Here is a 17062-nt window from a genome sequence, read left to right as displayed (position 1 = left end):
AGAGGATCGTTCGGCTGTCACTGGCCACCTTTCTGCACATATGCCCGCACGAAGTCCTCTGCGTTCTCCTCGAGCACGTCGTCGATCTCGTCGAGAAGATCGTCGGTGTCCGAGGCGAGCTTCTCGCGACGCTCCTGACCGGCACCGCCGTCACCGACGACCTCGTCGTCGTCTCCGCCGCCACCGCGTGTGGTCTGCTCCTGTGCCATAGCCGCCGACCTCCTCCTGTACTCGGCGCGGAACCGTCACCGGTCGACGATCGGTGTGGTCACCGCTGCTTCGAACTCCTACCCTACCCAGCGAAACGGTCCACCGGTGGCGACACGCGTACTCGCGACCCGTGATCCGGCCACCGCCCACTGCAATGGGGTGGTCAGTGGGTGAGCTGATCGACCAACTCCGCCGCCGACTGCGCCGTCTCGAGCAGCTCCCCGACATGCGCGCGGCTGCCGCGTAGCGGCTCGAGGGTCGGGATGCGCACCAGCGACTCGCGACCGAGATCGAAGATCACCGAATCCCAGCTCGCCGCCGCGATATCGGCACCGAAGCGGCGCAGGCACTCACCGCGGAAGTAGGCGCGGGTGTCCGACGGCGGGGTGTGCACCGCATCGAGGACCTGCTGCTCGGAGACTAGCCGCTGCATCGACCCGCGGGCGACGAGCCGGTTGTACAGGCCCTTGTCCAGGCGCACATCCGAGTACTGCAGGTCGACCATGTGCAGGCGCGGCGCCGACCAGGACAGTCCCTCGCGGTTGCGGAAGCCCTCGAGCAGCCGCAGCTTCGCGGGCCAGTCCAGCAGGTCGGCGCATTCCATCGGGTCGCGTTCGAGCAGGTCGAGCACCATCGCCCACTTGTCGAGGATGTCGAGGATCCGCTTGTCCTCGGTGCCGTCGTGGAACTTCGCGACCCGCTCGTGATAGATCCGCTGCAGAGCCAGACCGGTCAGCTCCCGGCCGTCGGCGAGCGCGACGGTCTTGCGCAGCGACGGGTCGTGGCTGATGTGGTGCACCGCGGTGACCGGGCGGGCGAGCTGCAGATCCGACAGGTCGATGCCGGCCTCGATCAGGTCGAGCACCAGCGCGGTGGTGCCGACCTTGAGGTAGGTGGACATCTCCGCCAGATTCGCGTCGCCGATGATCACGTGCAGCCGCCGGTACTTGTCGGCGTCGGCGTGCGGTTCGTCGCGGGTGTTGATGATGCCGCGCTTGAGGGTGGTCTCGAGACCCACCTCGACCTCGATGTAGTCGGCGCGCTGCGAGAGCTGGAAACCGGGCTCGTCACCGGACTGGCCGATCCCGACCCGGCCGGAGCCGGTGATGACCTGCCGGGAGACGAAGAACGGGGTCAGGCCCGCGACCACCGCCGAGAACGGCGTCTCGCGGTCCATCAGGTAGTTCTCGTGGGTGCCGTAGGAGGCGCCCTTGCCGTCGACGTTGTTCTTGTACAGCTGCAGTCGCGGTGCGCCGGGCACACTCGACGCGTGCCGGGCGGCGGCCTCCATCACCCGTTCCCCGGCCTTGTCCCAGATCACCGCGTCGAGAGGGTCGGCGACCTCCGGGGCGGAGTATTCGGGGTGGGCGTGGTCGACGTACAGGCGCGCACCGTTGGTGAGGATCATGTTCGCGGCACCGACCTCGTCGGCGTCGATGACCGGGGCCGGGCCGTTGAACCGGCCCAGATCGAAGCCCCGCGCGTCGCGCAGGGGCGATTCGACCTCGTAGTCCCAGCGGGTGCGCCTCGCGCGCGGCACCCCTTCGGCGGCCGCGTAGGCCAGCACCGCCTGCGTGGAGGTCAGGATCGGGTTCGCCGATGGCTCGTTGGGTGAGGAGATCCCGTACTCGACCTCGATACCGATGATCCGCTGCATGCCCTCGAGCCTAGGCGATCCGGACGCTCACGGTCGTGAACAGCCCCGCCACCGGTCAGCGGTGCGGCTGCGGGGTGCAGTCCAGATAGCCGTGCGCCCCGATCGCCTGCAGCGCCACCCGCACCGGCGGCGGCGCCCACCTCGCCTGCGGGTCGGTTCCGAGCCGCGGGTCGCGCACCGGGATCGCCCTGCCCCGGGTGTGCACCACCGCCTCGCCGGCGGCACACACGTTGCGCACCCAGTCGGTGTCGGCGCCGTAGGTCAACGCGATCCGCAGGTCGTCACCGACGGTGAACAGCAGAACCGGGGTGCGGAACACCCGGCCCGAGCGGCGCCCGCGATGTTCGACCACCGCGGTGCCCGGCAACAGCTGAGCGAACGGGGTGGTGACCCGGTTGGTGACGATCTTGTTGAACCGGGCCATGGTGTGCGGCAACGGCATGGACGGTCCTCCCCCCGAGAGGCCGCGACGGCCGGACCTTCCGGAGGAGGGAAGGCCCGGCCGTCGCGGATCGATTGTCGTGGGTCGATTCCTACAGGTACTGGCCGGTGTTCGACTCGGTGTCGATCGCACGGCTCGCGCTGGCGTTCTTGCCGGTGACCAGGGTGCGGATGTACACGATCCGCTCGCCCTTCTTCCCCGAGATCCGGGCCCAGTCGTCCGGATTCGTGGTGTTGGGCAGGTCCTCGTTCTCGGCGAACTCGTCGACGATCGAGTCGAGCAGGTGCTGCACCCGCAGACCGGGCGCCCCGGTCTCGAGCACCGACTTGATCGCGTACTTCTTCGCCCGGTCGACGATGTTCTGGATCATCGCGCCGGAGTTGAAGTCCTTGAAGTACAGGACCTCCTTGTCGCCGTTGGCGTAGGTGACCTCGAGGAACCGATTGTCCTCGGACTCGGCGTACATCCGCTCGACGACCCGCTCGATCATCGCCCGCACGCACGCGACCCGATCGCCGCCGAACTCGGCGAGATCGTCGGCGTGCACCGGCAGGCTCTCGGTCAGGTACTTCGAGAAGATGTCCTGCGCGGCCTCCGCGTCCGGACGCTCGATCTTGATCTTCACGTCGAGGCGGCCGGGCCGCAGGATCGCCGGGTCGATCATGTCCTCACGGTTCGAGGCACCGATGACGATGACGTTCTCGAGCCCTTCGACACCGTCGATCTCGGCGAGCAGCTGCGGCACCACCGTGGTCTCCACATCGGAGGACACACCGGAACCGCGGGTGCGGAAGATCGAGTCCATCTCGTCGAAGAACACGATCACCGGGGTGCCCTCGGACGCCTTCTCCCGGGCCCGCTGGAAGATCAACCGGATGTGCCGCTCGGTCTCACCGACGAACTTGTTCAGCAGCTCCGGGCCCTTGATGTTGAGGAAGAACGACTTCGCTTCCTTCGAATCGTCGCCGCGGGCCTCGGCGATCTTCTTCGCCAGCGAGTTCGCGACCGCCTTCGCGATCAGGGTCTTACCGCAACCGGGCGGGCCGTACAGCAGCACACCCTTCGGCGGGCGCAGCGAGTACTCGCGGAACAGATCCTTGTGCAGGAACGGCAGCTCCACCGCGTCGCGGATCTGCTCGATCTGCCGGCCCAGGCCACCGATGTCGCTGTAGCCGACGTCCGGGACCTCCTCGAGCACGAGATCCTCGACCTCGGCCTTGGGGATCCGTTCGAAGGCGTAGCCGGCCTTGCTGTCGACCAGCAGCGAATCACCCGGGCGCAGCGTGAACGAGTTCTCGTCGTCGACGAGCACATCGGTCCTGTCGTCGGCGGCGGCCGCGGCGAGCGGGGCCGCCAGCCACACGATGCGTTCCTCGTCGGCGTGCCCGACCACCAGCGCGCGGGTGCCGTCGTCGAGCACCTCCCGAAGGGTGGTGATCTCGCCGACGCGCTCGAACCCACCGACCTCCACGACGGTCAACGCCTCGTTCAGCCGCACCGTCTGACCGGGCCGGAAGGTGTCGAGTTCGAGATTCGGGGACACCGCGACCCGCATCTTGCGGCCCGAGGTGAACACGTCGACGGTCTGATCGTCGAACGTCTCGAGCAGCACCCCGTAGCCGCTCGGCGGCTGGGCCAGCCGGTCGACCTCCTCGCGCAGCGTGATCAGCTGCTGGCGCGCATCCTTGAGGGTCTCGAGCAGTTTGCCGTTGCGGACCGTGAGGGACTCGAGCCGGGCTTCGAGGTCGCGTACCTGATCGGACGGTTCGCCGAGCCGACGACGCAAGGTCGCCACCTCTGCGCGCAACTCTTCGATTTCGCGTGCCGCCGCAACCGCATCCGGCTTCTCTGACGAGCTCATAGCGACTCCCTCCACTGTCGGTCATTCCACGCTACCGGGACATCGCCCCACATGGGGGAGGACACGAAACAGTCGTGTTCCGAACATGTGTCGCGTGTGGGACGCGCCATGGCACCGCACACCCGACACGCTGTTAGGCTGCCCTAAATATCGTGCGTCGACCGTTTCTCTCGAAAGGTACTCCTCCGTGACCCCACGTCCAGTTCGCACACTCTGCGCCGCCACCGCGATCGCCGCCCTCACCGCCCTGACCGGCTGCAGCTCCGACGACGCCGGCGACGACACCGCCACCGCGACCAGCGCGACGACGACCACCAGCACCACCGTGACCGCCGCGGTCACCGTCGAGCAGCTGCAGGAACAGATCGACGTGTTCTTCGACCCGGCCGCCACCACCGAGGACCGCGCCGCGGTCGTGGAGAACGGCACCGCGCGCACCGCCGTGCTCGACCAGTTCACCGGAGTGCTCGCCGGCTACCCGCTCACCGGCACCGTCGGCGAGATCACCACGGTCGACGCCGACACCGTCACCGCGACCACCGAGGTCGCCGGCCCGCACGGCGGCGCCCCGATGCCGCTGACCTTCGAGCAGATCGACGGCACCTGGGTCATCGCCGACGAGAGCGCCTGCTCGATCCTGGCCATGGGCACGCTCAGCTGCGAATAACCCCCGCCGGTCGGCGTCGGCTCAGCCCTTGCTGGGCCGACGCTGCGGCCTCGGGGTCTCCACCCCGTCCTGCAGACGCCGGGCACTGACCAGGAACGCCGTGTGCCCCTGCATCCGATGCTCGGGACGTACCGCCAGCCCCACCACGTGCCACCCGCGCACCATCGACTCCCACGAGCGCGGCTCGGTCCAGCAGGTCTGCTCCCGCATCGCCTCGACCACCCGCGACAGCTGCGTCGTCGTCGCCACGTAGACGATGAGCACCCCGCCGGGTACCAGCGCCTTCTTCACCGTCTCGAGCACATCCCAGGGGGCGAGCATGTCCAGCACCACCCGGTCCACACGGCCGTACTTCTCGACGTCGTAGTCCGCCAGATCCCCGAGCACCGTCGTCCAGTTCGCCGGGCGCTCCCCGAAGAAGGTGTCGACATTGCGCTCGGCGTATTCGAGATGGTCCTCACGCACCTCGTAGGAGATCACCCGGCCGCTCTCCCCGACCGCGCGCAGCAACGAACACGTCAGCGCACCGGAGCCGGCGCCGGCCTCGAGCACCGTCGCACCGGGGAAGATATCGCCCTCCTGCACGATCTGCGCGGCGTCCTTCGGGTAGATCACCTGCGCACCGCGCGGCATCGACATCACATAGTCGACGAGCAGCGGACGCAACGCCAGATAGGGGGTGCCGTTGGTGGAGGTGACCACCACCCCCTCGTCGGTGCCGATCAGGTCGTCGTGCAGGATCCCGCCGCGATGGGTGTGGAACTCCTTGCCCGGTTCGAGCACCACGGTGTACTTGCGGCCCTTGGCGTCGGTCAACTGCACCCGGTCCCCCACCTGGAAGGGTCCGCTGCGCCCGAGTCCGCCTACTGCCATCGCCGTGTCCACCTTCGTTCCAGCCCCGCACCCGGGATCGGGCACGCGGGTCCGGCACCGTGTCGGACCCGCGTCCTAGCCTGCCAGGTGTGACCACAGCTGCGCCCACACCCCCCACCGACACAGTGCGGCCGGTCGCCCTGTCCCCCTCCCGGGCCGCCGACTTCACCCGCTGCCCGCTGCTCTACCGCTTCAAGGCCGTCGACCGGCTCACCACACCCCCGACCCGCGCCCAGGCGCGCGGCACCGTCGTCCACGCCGCCCTCGAAGCGCTGTTCGGCCTCGACGGCCCGGCCCGCACCCCCGCTGCCGCGCAGACCCTGCTGCCCGACGCCCTGGCCCGGGTCCTCGCCGCCACCCCCGATCTCGGCGTGGACCCCGACGACGCGGGTTTCCTCGCCGAGGCCGCCGCGCTGCTGAGCACCTACTTCACCGTCGAGGACCCCACCACCGTCACCACCGGCGGCTGCGAACTGCGAGTGGAGACGACCCTCGACGGCGACGTTCCACTGCGCGGCATCATCGACCGCCTCGACGTCGACGCCACCGGGGCGGTGCACGTCGTCGACTACAAGACCGGCCGCGCCCCGTCCCCGCGCGGCGAGCGGGCGGCGCTGTTCCAGTTGAAGTTCTACGCGCTGATCCTGTGGCGGCAGCGCGGCGTCGTCCCGGCCTCGCTGCGGCTGCTGTACCTCGGCGACGGTCAAGTGCTGAACTACCGGCCCGACCCCGAGGAACTGTGCCGCTTCGAACGGATCGTGCGCGCGATGTGGGTGACGATCCGGCAGTTGCGCGCCAGCGGCGACTTCCGCCCCGACCCCGGTCCCGGCTGCCGGTGGTGCGATCATCGGGCAGTGTGCCCGGCGTTCGGCGGTACCCCACCGCCGTATCCCGTCGACGGCGTTGCGACGCAGTCGATCCAGTCGACCCGATCGACACCATCGCTCCAGTCGACACCGGGCGCGCCCCACCGCATCGAGCAGCAGGAGAATCCCGAGTGAGCGACGCCGCCTACTACGTGCCGGTCCCCCGGCCGACCACCCCCACCGGTCCGGTCGACGACGTCGAGATCGCGGTGTTCCGCCCCACCGAACACACCGTCAGCACCTGGGGACCACACCTGCAGCACGGCGCCCCACCCTCGGCGCTGCTCGCCCGCGCCATCGAACGGCACCGGCCCCGCCCCGACACCCGCCTGAGCCGGCTCACCGTCGAACTGCTCGGCCCCGTCCCGCTCACCGACCTCGAGGTGCGCACCCACATCGAACGACCCGGTCGCCGCATCGAACTGGTCGTCGCCGAATTGTGGGCCACCACCCCCGACGGCACCGACCGCGCGGTCGCGCGCGGCACCGGCTGGCGCCTCGAAACCGTCGACCTGCCGCAGGTCGCGCATACCTCGGAGACCCCGCTGCCCGCCCCCGGTCACCTCGAAGCCAGTGCCCCGCACCCTGCCTGGAAGGGCGGCTACATCGGCACCGTCGACTGGCGCATCATCGTCCCCTTCGGCGCTCCCGGCCTGTCGTCGGCGTGGATGCGCAGCGAGATCGCCCTCGTCGAAGGCGAAACCCCCAGCGGACTCGACCGGTTGATGAGCGTCGCCGACGTCGCCAACGGTGTCGGCTCCAAACTCGACGCCCGCGAGTACACCTTCCTCAACACCGAACTGACCGTGCACCTGTTCCGCGCCCCCGAGTTCCGCGAACAGGACTGGGTGGGGATCGCCGCGGAGATGTCCGTCGGACCCGACGGGATCGGCATGACCGCCGGTCTGCTCTACGACGAGACCGGCGCGCTCGGCCGCATCACCCAGAACGTGCAGGTGCGGCCCCGCTGATCAGCGGGGCCGCACCGGAAGATGTCGGGAACGGTGCGCGTCTATTCGGGGGCGCGCATCGCCCGGCACGAGCGGATGTTCGACGCGAGGATCGCGCGGGCACCGATCTCGGCGAGCTGGTCCATCACCGCGTTGTGGCCCTTGCGCGGCACCATCGCCCGCACCGCCACCGAGTTCTCGTTCGCCAGCGGCGAGATCGTCGGCGACTCGAGACCGGGCGTGACCTGCACGGCCTGGTCGAGCAGGTGCTTGGGGCAGTCGTAGTCGATCATCACGTACTGCTGCGCGAAGACCACACCCTCGAGGCGGGCGATCAACTGGTTGCGGGCCCGATCCGAGCGATCCGAACCCTCCCGCTCGATCAGCACACCCTCCGAATCACACAGCGACTCGCCGAAGGCGACGAGATCGTGCTGCCGCAACGTCCGGCCCGAGCCGACCACATCGGCGATCGCGTCGGCGACGCCGAGCTGGATGGAGATCTCCACCGCACCGTCGAGCCGGATCACCTCGGCCTCGATGCCGCGGGCGGCGAGATCACGACGCACCAGATTCGCGTACGAGGTGGCGATGCGCAGACCCTGCAGATCCTCGACCGACCAGTCGCGGCCCTTCGGCGCGGCGTACCGGAAACGCGAGGACCCGAAGCCCAGCGACAGCCGCTCGGTGACCGGAGCCCCCGAATCCATCGACAGATCGCGGCCGGTGATCCCCAGATCCAGCTCGCCGGAACCGACGTAGATCGCGATGTCCTTCGGCCGCAGGAAGAAGAACTCGACGTCGTTGACCGGGTCGATGACCGTCAGATCCCGCGAATCGGTGCGCCGACGGTAGCCGGCCTCCTGCAGGATCTCGGCGGCGGACTCGGACAGCGAACCTTTGTTGGGGACTGCGACGCGCAGCATGACGGATGGGGTCCTTTCGAACGACGAGCAGAAGCGAGGAAGGGATCTACAGGGCACGGACGGCGGCACCGACACAGCGGGCCACCGGCCGTCACAGATGCTTGTAGACGTCCTCGAGCTTCAGACCCCGCCCCACCATCAGCACCTGCACCCAGTACAGCAGCTGCGAAATCTCCTCGGACAGTTCCTCGTCGGACTGGTACTCGGCGGCGATCCACACCTCACCGGCCTCTTCGAGTACCTTCTTGCCCTGGAAATGCACGCCGGCGTCCAGGGCGGCGACGGTGCCGGAGCCCTCGGGGCGGGTCGCGGCGCGTTCGGACAGCTCGGCGAACAGGGAATCGAAGGTCTTCACAGGGGTCGATTGTTTCATGCCCCGCCACCGGCCCCGCAGCCAGGACACCGACACCCGCTCAGAACTCGAGTTCGCGCCCGCTGACGAACCGCCGCGCCACCCCGCTGATCGGATCGGTGAACTCCAGCGACCGCGCCAGCAACCGCAGCGGATCGGTGAAATCGTCCGCGCGGCGCCGCCGGAACCGCGGATAGAAGTTGTCCCCCACGATCGGCACCCCCAACGACGCCAGATGCAGCCGCAACTGGTGGGTGCGACCGGTGCGCGGGAACAACCGGTAACGGGCCAGCTCCCCCCGCCGCTCGACCAGCTCGATGCGCGTCTCCGAATTCGGCTCGTCGGCGAACTGCTCGGCCGTCAACTCCCCGTGCCGCTTGACGATCCGGGTGCGCACCACCTGCGGGAACGACAGGTCGGGCCGATAACCGGCGACCGCCTCATATACCTTGCGCACCCGCTGCCGTTCGAACAGCTCCTGATAGGGCCGCCGCCACGCCGGGTCCGTCGTGCACAGCAGCACCCCGGCGGTCATCCGGTCGAGCCGGTGCACCGGCACCAGATGCGGCAACTCCAGCTCGCGCCGCAACCGCACCACCACCGACTCGCGAATGTGCGCGCCGCGCGGGATCGTCGCCAGAAAATGCGGCTTGTCGACGACGACGAGACCGTCCTCCCGATGCAGCACGTGCACCGGGAACGGCACCGGCACCTCCGGCGCCGGATCACGGTAGAAGTACACGAACCGCGTCGGCTGATACGGCGTGCGCGCATCGATGCGGCGGCCGTGCTCGTCGACCAGCTCCCCCGCCGCCATGTGCGCCGCCCAGTCCTCCTCGGGATGGCCGGCCTGCAGGAACTCGACGATCGTGGCCGCGTCGACGTCGGCGGGCATCCGGATGCGGTCGGGGCCGAGCCCGTCACGCACCGGCAGCGGTGCAGCACGCACCGGTCTACGCCTCCACGGGGCCCGGGACGCAGCCCTCGCACACCAGGGTCAACTCCCGGCCACGGAGGTCCGGATGATTCCGGTACCGCGAGGTCGGCGTCCCGCACAGGGCGCAGCGGCCGATCACCGTCGCCTCGGCGCTGAACTCGACGTTCATCCGCCCGTCGAAGACGTACAGCGAACCCTCCCACAGGCCCTCGTCGCCGAAGGTCTCGCCGTAACGGACGATGCCGCCGTCGAGCTGGTAGACCTCCTCGAACCCGCGGTTGCGCATCAACGCCGACAGCACCTCACAGCGCACCCCACCGGTGCAGTAGGTCACCACCGGGCGGCCCTTGAGATGGTCGTAGCGTCCGCTGTCGAGCTCGGCGACGAAATCGCGGGTCGTGGCGACGTCCGGCACGATCGCGTCCCGGAACCGGCCGATCTGCGCCTCGAAGCGGTTGCGGCCGTCGAAGAACACCACCTCGTCGCCGCGCTCGGCGACCAGCTCGTGCACGCCGTGCGGCGACAGATGGGTGCCGCCGTCGACGATGCCGTTCTCGTCGACCTTCACCTCGTCGGGCACCCCGAAGGTCACGATCTCCGGGCGCACCTTCACCGACAGGCGCGGAAAGTCGGCGCCGGTGCCGTCGGACCACTTGATGTCGATGTCCTTGAACGCCGCATAGCCGCGCAACCCACGGACGTACTTCTTCACATCGGCGATGTCACCGCCGACGGTGCCGTTGATGCCGTGCTCCGAGATGAGGATCCGCCCGGCCAACCCCAGCGACGACGCGAGGGTGTGCTGCCACAACCGGATCGCCTCCGGGTCGGGCAGCGGGGTGAACTTGTAGAACAGCACGATCTTCGGGACCGCCACCTCAGGGCACCCCCGCACCGTGCAGCTCGTGCAGGTCCTCGGCGCTCAACCCCTCGAGCGTGGACCGGAACACCCGCCGCTCCGAGCCGGGCACATCCACCAGCGACGGCACCACCAGCACCGTGCACCCGGCCGCATCCGCCGCGGCCGCCCCGGTCGGGGAATCCTCCACCGCCAGGCACTGCGCCGGATCCAGACCGAGCAGCTCCGCAGCCCGCAGGTAGGGCGCCGGATCGGGTTTGCCGGCCGGCACCTCGTCACCGCACACCGAATGATCGAAATGCTCACGGCCCAACGTTTCGAGAGCCACCTCGCACAACGCCCGCTCGGTGTTGGTCACCAGCACCGACCCCAACCCGGCCTCACGGACGGTGCGCAGCGCCGCCTGCGCGCCGGGCCGCCACGACAACCCATCGGCGAACAACCGGCCCATGTAGTCCGTCAGCCACGCCGCCGCAGCCGCCGCCTCGTCCGGGGTCGGTTCCAGACCCAACCCGGCGAAGGTGCGCAGCACCGCCAGATCCATCGGCCCACCGATCGTGGAGATGCGGGTCTCGTCGCTCATCGGCCCACCGAGATGCAACGACAACTCGTGCATCCCGATGTCCCACAAGCGTTCCGATTCGAGCAGGGTGCCGTCCATGTCCCACAGCACCGCCCGCAGCGCACCGGTCTGCACCGCGAGCGGCGCCTCCACCCGATCAGACATTGAAGTACTTCGCCTCCGGGTGGTGCAGCACGAACGCATCGGTGGACTGCTCGGGATGCAACTGCAACTCCTCCGACAACTCCACCCCGATCCGCTCGGGTTCGAGCAGCTCGACCAGCTTGATGCGGTCCTCGAGATTCGGGCACGCGCCGTAACCGAACGCGAACCGGGCGCCGCGGTAGGCGAGCTTGAAGTACTCCGCGACCTCCTCCGGATCCTCGTCCGCCGCCGTGCCGCCCTCGGCGAACGCCAGCTCCTGCCGCACCCGCCGATGCCAGTACTCGGCCAGCGCCTCGGTCAGCTGCACACCGATACCGTGCACCTCGAGATAGTCGCGGTACGAATTCGACGCGAACAGCTCGTTCGCGAAGTCCGCGATCGGCTGCCCCATCGTCACCAACTGGAACGGCCACACATCCACCTGACCCGACGCGAGCGCATCCTCCCGCGACCGCACGAAATCGGCGATGCACAGGAACCGCGAACGCTGCTGCCGCGGGAAGGTGAACCGGTAACGCTCGGGAGCATCCGGACGCGGCTCGGTCAGCACCACCACGTCGTCACCCTCGGACACCGCCGGGAAGTAGCCGTACACCACCGCCGCGTGCTGCAGGATGCCCTCGGTCGCCAACCGGTCCAGCCAGTACCGCAACCGCGGCCGGCCCTCGGTCTCCACGAGCTCCTCGTAGCTCGGGCCGTCGCCACCGCGCTGCCCGCGCAGCCCCCACTGCCCCAGGAACAGCGCACGCTCGTCGACCAGCGCCGCATAATCCGCCAGCGGGATGCCCTTGATCACCCGGGTGCCCCAGAACGGCGGCGTCGGCACCGGCAGATCCTTCGCGACATCACTGCGCTCGGGGATCTCCGCCGGCGTCTCCGCGGCCTTGCGCTTCTCCGCGATCCGCTTGCTGCGCTCGTGACGCTCCTTGCGCTCGGCGGCCTTACGCGCGGCCTCGATCGCCTCCGGGCTGTCCGGCGCCGGACCCTCACCACGCTTCTCGGCCATGACCCGGTCCATCAACGACAGACCCTCGAACGCATCGCGAGCGTACGACACCTTGCCCTCGTAGACCTCCGCCAGATCGTTCTCGACGTAGCTGCGGGTCAGCGCCGCACCACCGAGCAACACCGGGAACTGCTCGGCGACCCCACGAGCGTTGAGCTCCTCGAGATTCTCCTTCATCACCACCGTCGACTTCACGAGCAGACCCGACATGCCGATCACATCGGCGCGCTTGTCCACCGCCGCGTCGAGGATCGTCGCGATCGGCTGCTTGATGCCGAGGTTGACCACCTCGTAGCCGTTGTTCGACAGGATGATGTCCACGAGATTCTTGCCGATGTCGTGCACATCGCCCTTGACCGTCGCCAGCACGATCCGGCCCTTGCCCTCGTCGCCGGTCGACTCCATGTGCGGCTCCAAGAAAGCCACCGCGGTCTTCATCACCTCGGCGGACTGCAGCACGAACGGCAACTGCATCTGACCCGACCCGAACAGGTCACCGACGGTCTTCATGCCCGACAGCAGCGTGTCGTTGATGATCGCCAGCGGCGGAGTGGTCTTCATCGCCTCGGTCAGATCGTCCTCGAGACCGTTGCGCTCCCCGTCGACGATGCGCCGCTCGAGCCGCTCGAACAACGGCAACGCCGCCAGCTCCTGCGCCCGCGACTCGCGTGCCGACGCCGCCGACACCCCCTCGAACAGCTCCATCAGCTTCTGCAGCGGGTCGTAACCCTCCCTGCGCCGGTCGTACACCAGATCCAGCGCCACCTGCCGCTGCTCCTCCGGGATCCGCGCCATCGGCAGGATCTTCGACGCGTGCACGATCGCCGTGTCCAGCCCCGCCTCGGTGCACTCGTTCAGAAACACCGAGTTCAGCACCTGCCGCGCCGCCGGATTCAGACCGAACGACACATTCGAGATACCCAGGGTGAAGTGCACCTCCGGATGCGCCTCGTGGATGCGGCGGATCGCCTCGATCGTCTCGATCGCATCGCGCCGCACCTCCTCCTGACCCGTCGAGATCGGGAAGGTCAACGCATCGACGATGATGTCCTGCGGCGACAACCCCCACTTACCGGTCAGATCCGCGATCAGCCGCTCGGCGATGCGCACCTTGTGCTCGGCAGTACGGGCCTGGCCCTCCTCGTCGATCGTCAACGCGACCACTGCCGCGCCGTGCTCGACGACATGCTCCATGATCCGCTCGAACCGCGAACCCGGACCGTCACCGTCCTCGTAGTTCACCGAGTTCACCGCGCAGCGACCACCGAGATGCTCGAGGCCCGCCTTGATCACGTCCGGCTCCGTCGAGTCGATCATGATCGGCAACGTCGACGACGTCGCGAACCGCGACGCCAGCACCGCCATGTCCGCCGCCCCGTCGCGCCCGACGTAGTCGACGTTCAAATCCAGCATGTGCGCACCGTCGCGGATCTGGTCCTTCGCGATGTCCAGGCACTTCTGCCAATCCGCGGCGAGCATCGCCTCACGGAACGCCTTCGACCCGTTCGTGTTGGTGCGCTCACCGATCATCAGGATCGACGCGTCCTGCTCGAACGGCACCGAGGTGTACAGCGACGACACACCCGGCTCCGGCTGCGCGGCGCGCGGCGCCGGCTGCACCCCGCGCACCGCCTCGGCGACCTGCCGGATGTGCTCGGGGGTCGTGCCGCAGCAGCCACCGACGAAGGTCAGCCCGTACTCGGAGACGAAACCGGCCAGGGCCTCGGCGAGCTCCTCCGGCTGCAGCGGGTACTCGGCGCCGTTCGCGCCCAGCACCGGCAGACCCGCATTCGGCATCACCGACACCGGGATCGTCGCGTGCTGCGACAGATACCGCAGGTGCTCGCTCATCTCCGCCGGACCGGTCGCGCAGTTCAACCCGATCAGGTCGATGCCGAGCGGCTCGAGGGCGGTCAGCGCGGCACCGATCTCGGAACCGAGCAGCATCGTGCCGGTGGTCTCCACCGTCACGTGGGTGACGATCGGGATCCGGCGACCGGCCTGCTCCATCGCCCGCTTGCTGCCGATGATCGCGGCCTTCGCCTGCAACAGGTCCTGGCAGGTCTCCACGAGGATCGCGTCGGCACCACCGTCGAGCATGCCCAGTGCCGCCTCACCGTAGGCGTCGCGCAGCACAGCGAACGGTGCGTGGCCGAGGGTGGGCAGCTTCGTACCCGGACCCATCGACCCGATCACCATGCGGGCCACGCCGTCGGCACCGGGGCCCATCTCGTCGGCGACCTCGCGGGCGAGGCGGGTACCGAGCTCGGACAGCTCACGGATGCGGTCGGCGATGTCGTAGTCGGCGAGGTTGGGCAGGTTGCAGCCGAAGGTGTTCGTCGAGACGACGTCGGCGCCGGCCTCGAAGTACGCCCGGTGGATCCCCCGGATCACATCGGGACGAGATTCGTTGAGGATCTCGTTGCACCCCTCCAAACCGCGGAAGTCGTCGAGCGAGAGATCCGCGGCCTGCAACATGGTGCCCATCGCCCCGTCTCCGATGACAACGCGCTGGGTCAGCGCATCGAGCAGGACAGAATGAAGTGGGGTGGACATGCCCTTCAGACTAGTGGGCGCCCGGATCGGGCCGGGTCGTAGGCTGGACGAGTGAGTACACCCGAGTATCCCGAGACCCCGGACCAGGACGTCCCCGTCCTGCGCGATCCGGTGCTCGTCGCCGCCTTCGAGGGGTGGAACGACGCCGGCGACGCCGCCAGCGGCGCCGTCGAACACCTCGAGCTGATCTGGGACGCCGAGCCCTTCGCCGAGCTGGACTCCGAGGAGTACTACGACTACCAGGTCAACCGGCCACAGGTCCGTCTCGTCGACGGCGTCACCCGCGAGATCGACTGGCCCACCACCCGACTATCGCTGTGCTCCCCGCCCGGCAGCGACCGCGACGTCGTCCTGCTGCACGGCATCGAGCCGAGCATGCGCTGGCGCAGCTTCTGCGACGCCATCATCGAACTCGTCGACGAGTTCGAGGTCCACACCGTCGTCCTGCTCGGCGCACTGCTCGCCGACACCCCGCACACCCGCCCGGTCCCGGTGACCGGCACCGCCTACAGCTCCGAGGCCGCCGAACGCTTCAAGCTGCAGACCTCCCGCTACGAAGGACCCACCGGCATCACCGGCGTGCTGCAGGACGCCTTCGTGCGCGCGGGCATCCCCGCCGTGTCGTTCTGGGCGGCGATCCCCCACTACGTGTCCAACCCGCCGAACCCCAAGGCCACCGTCGCGCTGCTGCGCCGCGTCGAGGACGTCCTCGACCTCGAAGTGCCACTCGGCGAACTCCCCCTCCTCGCCGAGGAATGGGAACAGACCGTCACCGACATGATCGAGGACGACGAGGAGATCGCCGAGTACGTGCGCACCCTCGAGGAGCGCGGCGACGCCGAAGCGGAGGAGGACATCTCCGAGGTCATCGCCAAGATCGACGGCGACGCCCTCGCCGCCGAGTTCGAACGCTATCTGCGGCGACGGGGTCCCGGCGGCTTCAACAGGTGAGGGATCTGCGCGAACCGCTGCAGCGCACGGCGCTGTACGCGGGGGGCTTCCTCGGTCCCTTCGGCGGCAGTGTCGTCGTATCGATGCTGCCGGAGATCGGCGCCGACACCGGTGTGTCCACAGGGACGGCCGCGACAACCGTCACCGCCTATCTCGGTGTGTTCGCCGCCGCGATGCTGTTCTCCGGCACGCTCGGCGCACGGTGGGGACGCGTCCGCACCGTCCGCACCGCCTATCTCGTCTACGCGGCGGTCTCCATCGCCGCGGCTCTGGCGCCGACCTTCTCGGTGCTCATCGGCACCCGCATGCTGCAGGGCGCGGCCAACGCGTTCACCACTCCACTGCTGCTCGCGGCGCTGGCCGTCATCACCCCGAAGGACAGGCTCGGCCGTGCGCTCGGCTTGTTCGGGGCGATGCAGGCCGCCGGCCAGACCGTCGCCCCGATGATCGGCGGTCTCGCCGCCGAGGTGAGCTGGCGATGGGCGTTCGTCGTGCTCGCCGGCGCCGCGCTGGTTCTGGCGCTCGCCGGCCTGCCCGAATCGGTGCGCGACGACCCGTCCGGTACCACCCGGGTCCGTCTGCGTGACGCGCTCACCCCGCGCGTCCTGCGTATCGGGCTGGTCGCGTTGCTCGGCTGGGGTGCCCTCGGCGGGCTCGGGTTCCTCCTCGCCTTCCGGGTCGAGGACGACTTCGGGTTGTCCCCGTCCGAACGCGGCGTGGTACTCACCGTGTTCGGACTCGCCGGCATCCTCAGTTCCAGGCCGGTCGGGATGCTCATCGACCGCGTCGGTGCTCGCGCGATCGTGCTCATCGGCGCGGTGAGCGGCGCAGCGCTGGTCGTGGTCGTCGGTACCGTCCCGTGGCTCGTCGTTCTCGGCGTCGCGTGGTTCCTGGCGGGCGTCGCTTCGCAGTTCATCCTCGTCGGAGTCAACGCCGCGGTACTCGGTGGGCCGGGCGGCAACCGCGGTGGTGCGGTGTCCGTCGTGCAGGCCTTCCGCTTCGGCGGTGCGGCCTTCTCCCCTCTCCTGCTGACACCGGTGTACGGCGCGGATCCCGTCGTCGCGTTCCTGCTGCCCGCCGCGCTGCTCGGTGTGCTGGTCCCCCTGGCAATGACTCGACGCCCGGAGGCGTCGAGCCGCTGACACCCCGGTCCTCTTGGCTGGGTTGGTGGTTGGTAGTTGGTGCTGCGGTGTGTGGTGAGTAGCTTGTAAAGGAAGATGGA

16 protein-coding genes are annotated in these 17062 nt (G+C 69.0%); 5 read left to right on the top strand and 11 right to left on the bottom strand.

The window, feature by feature from the left end; all coding sequences use genetic code 11:
- Positions 1-17: 17 nt before the first annotated feature.
- The 4 genes from C6Y44_RS13890 to arc form a co-directional block, all read right to left on the bottom strand.
- Entirely contained in the window at positions 18-209 is a 192-nt protein-coding gene (locus tag C6Y44_RS13890; protein WP_006552173.1) for a ubiquitin-like protein Pup, read from the bottom strand.
- Positions 210-373: 164 nt separating this feature from the next.
- Entirely contained in the window at positions 374-1867 is a 1494-nt protein-coding gene (gene dop, locus C6Y44_RS13885) for a depupylase/deamidase Dop (RefSeq protein ID WP_006552172.1), read from the bottom strand.
- A gap of 55 nt (positions 1868-1922) precedes the next feature.
- Positions 1923-2309, bottom strand: a complete 387-nt coding sequence (locus C6Y44_RS13880; protein ID WP_159418195.1) for a nitroreductase family deazaflavin-dependent oxidoreductase — start codon at positions 2307-2309, stop codon at positions 1923-1925.
- Between the two features lie 91 nt (positions 2310-2400).
- Entirely contained in the window at positions 2401-4170 is a 1770-nt protein-coding gene (gene arc / locus C6Y44_RS13875) for a proteasome ATPase (RefSeq protein WP_120282828.1), read from the bottom strand.
- A 187-nt stretch (positions 4171-4357) separates the two neighbouring features.
- Between arc and C6Y44_RS13870 the strand changes: the two genes are divergently transcribed.
- Positions 4358-4837, top strand: coding sequence for a nuclear transport factor 2 family protein (locus tag C6Y44_RS13870; RefSeq protein WP_159418196.1), 480 nt, complete (start codon positions 4358-4360; stop codon positions 4835-4837).
- Positions 4838-4858: 21 nt separating this feature from the next.
- On the opposite strand, the gene C6Y44_RS13865 is transcribed toward C6Y44_RS13870, so the two are convergent.
- Complete coding sequence (locus C6Y44_RS13865) at positions 4859-5710, bottom strand: tRNA (adenine-N1)-methyltransferase (RefSeq protein ID WP_159418197.1); 852 nt, start codon at positions 5708-5710, stop codon at positions 4859-4861.
- Between the two features lie 89 nt (positions 5711-5799).
- Here C6Y44_RS13865 and C6Y44_RS13860 point away from each other — a divergent pair, with 89 nt between their 5' ends.
- Positions 5800-6711, top strand: coding sequence for a RecB family exonuclease (locus C6Y44_RS13860; RefSeq protein ID WP_159418198.1), 912 nt, complete (start codon positions 5800-5802; stop codon positions 6709-6711).
- Positions 6708-7547: a thioesterase family protein gene (locus tag C6Y44_RS13855; protein WP_120282823.1), complete on the top strand. Its 840-nt coding sequence runs from the start codon at positions 6708-6710 to the stop codon at positions 7545-7547. Before C6Y44_RS13860 ends, C6Y44_RS13855 begins: the two co-directional genes overlap by 4 nt.
- A 41-nt stretch (positions 7548-7588) precedes the next feature.
- On the opposite strand, the gene hisG is transcribed toward C6Y44_RS13855, so the two are convergent.
- From hisG to metH, 6 genes are all read right to left on the bottom strand, one after another.
- Positions 7589-8452, bottom strand: coding sequence for an ATP phosphoribosyltransferase (hisG, locus tag C6Y44_RS13850; RefSeq protein WP_159418199.1), 864 nt, complete (start codon positions 8450-8452; stop codon positions 7589-7591).
- A gap of 91 nt (positions 8453-8543) precedes the next feature.
- Positions 8544-8825 (bottom strand): phosphoribosyl-ATP diphosphatase, encoded by a 282-nt coding sequence (locus C6Y44_RS13845; RefSeq protein ID WP_170318512.1) that lies wholly within the window; start codon positions 8823-8825, stop codon positions 8544-8546.
- A gap of 40 nt (positions 8826-8865) precedes the next feature.
- Positions 8866-9753 carry a pseudouridine synthase gene (locus tag C6Y44_RS13840; protein ID WP_159418200.1) on the bottom strand — a complete coding sequence of 296 codons (888 nt, stop codon included), beginning with the start codon at positions 9751-9753 and terminating at the stop codon, positions 8866-8868.
- Between the two features lie 4 nt (positions 9754-9757).
- Positions 9758-10618: an oxygen-dependent tRNA uridine(34) hydroxylase TrhO gene (trhO, locus tag C6Y44_RS13835; RefSeq protein WP_159418201.1), complete on the bottom strand. Its 861-nt coding sequence runs from the start codon at positions 10616-10618 to the stop codon at positions 9758-9760.
- A 1-nt stretch (position 10619) separates the two neighbouring features.
- Positions 10620-11327, bottom strand: coding sequence for an HAD family hydrolase (locus C6Y44_RS13830; protein WP_174247032.1), 708 nt, complete (start codon positions 11325-11327; stop codon positions 10620-10622).
- A complete protein-coding gene (metH, locus tag C6Y44_RS13825) occupies positions 11320-14889 on the bottom strand; it encodes a methionine synthase (RefSeq protein ID WP_192378470.1) in 3570 nt (1189 codons plus the stop codon). Before metH ends, C6Y44_RS13830 begins: the two co-directional genes overlap by 8 nt.
- Positions 14890-14940: 51 nt before the next feature.
- Between metH and C6Y44_RS13820 the strand changes: the two genes are divergently transcribed.
- Both C6Y44_RS13820 and C6Y44_RS13815 read left to right on the top strand, forming a co-directional pair.
- A complete protein-coding gene (locus tag C6Y44_RS13820; RefSeq protein ID WP_016690813.1) occupies positions 14941-15840 on the top strand; it encodes a PAC2 family protein in 900 nt (299 codons plus the stop codon).
- Entirely contained in the window at positions 15837-16982 is a 1146-nt protein-coding gene (locus C6Y44_RS13815; RefSeq protein WP_192378469.1) for an MFS transporter, read from the top strand. Before C6Y44_RS13820 ends, C6Y44_RS13815 begins: the two co-directional genes overlap by 4 nt.
- Positions 16983-17062: the final 80 nt, after the last annotated feature.

The organism is Rhodococcus rhodochrous (assembly GCF_014854695.1).
Taxonomy (GTDB): domain Bacteria; phylum Actinomycetota; class Actinomycetes; order Mycobacteriales; family Mycobacteriaceae; genus Rhodococcus.
Note: the sequence above shows the minus strand (reverse complement) of the source record. Positions and strands in the feature narration are given on the sequence as shown.

Excerpts from the sequence above, each read along its gene's own strand:
- hisG (WP_159418199.1), bottom strand. The coding sequence starts at position 8,452 with ATGCTGCGCGTCGCAGTCCCCAACAAAGGTTCGCTGTCCGAGTCCGCC.
- C6Y44_RS13845 (WP_170318512.1), bottom strand. The coding sequence starts at position 8,825 with ATGAAACAATCGACCCCTGTGAAGACCTTCGATTCCCTGTTCGCCGAG.
- C6Y44_RS13880 (WP_159418195.1), bottom strand. The coding sequence starts at position 2,309 with ATGCCGTTGCCGCACACCATGGCCCGGTTCAACAAGATCGTCACCAAC.
- dop (WP_006552172.1), bottom strand. The coding sequence starts at position 1,867 with ATGCAGCGGATCATCGGTATCGAGGTCGAGTACGGGATCTCCTCACCC.
- arc (WP_120282828.1), bottom strand. The coding sequence starts at position 4,170 with ATGAGCTCGTCAGAGAAGCCGGATGCGGTTGCGGCGGCACGCGAAATC.
- metH (WP_192378470.1), bottom strand. The coding sequence starts at position 14,889 with ATGTCCACCCCACTTCATTCTGTCCTGCTCGATGCGCTGACCCAGCGC.
- C6Y44_RS13865 (WP_159418197.1), bottom strand. The coding sequence starts at position 5,710 with ATGGCAGTAGGCGGACTCGGGCGCAGCGGACCCTTCCAGGTGGGGGAC.
- C6Y44_RS13890 (WP_006552173.1), bottom strand. The coding sequence starts at position 209 with ATGGCACAGGAGCAGACCACACGCGGTGGCGGCGGAGACGACGACGAG.
- C6Y44_RS13830 (WP_174247032.1), bottom strand. The coding sequence starts at position 11,327 with ATGTCTGATCGGGTGGAGGCGCCGCTCGCGGTGCAGACCGGTGCGCTG.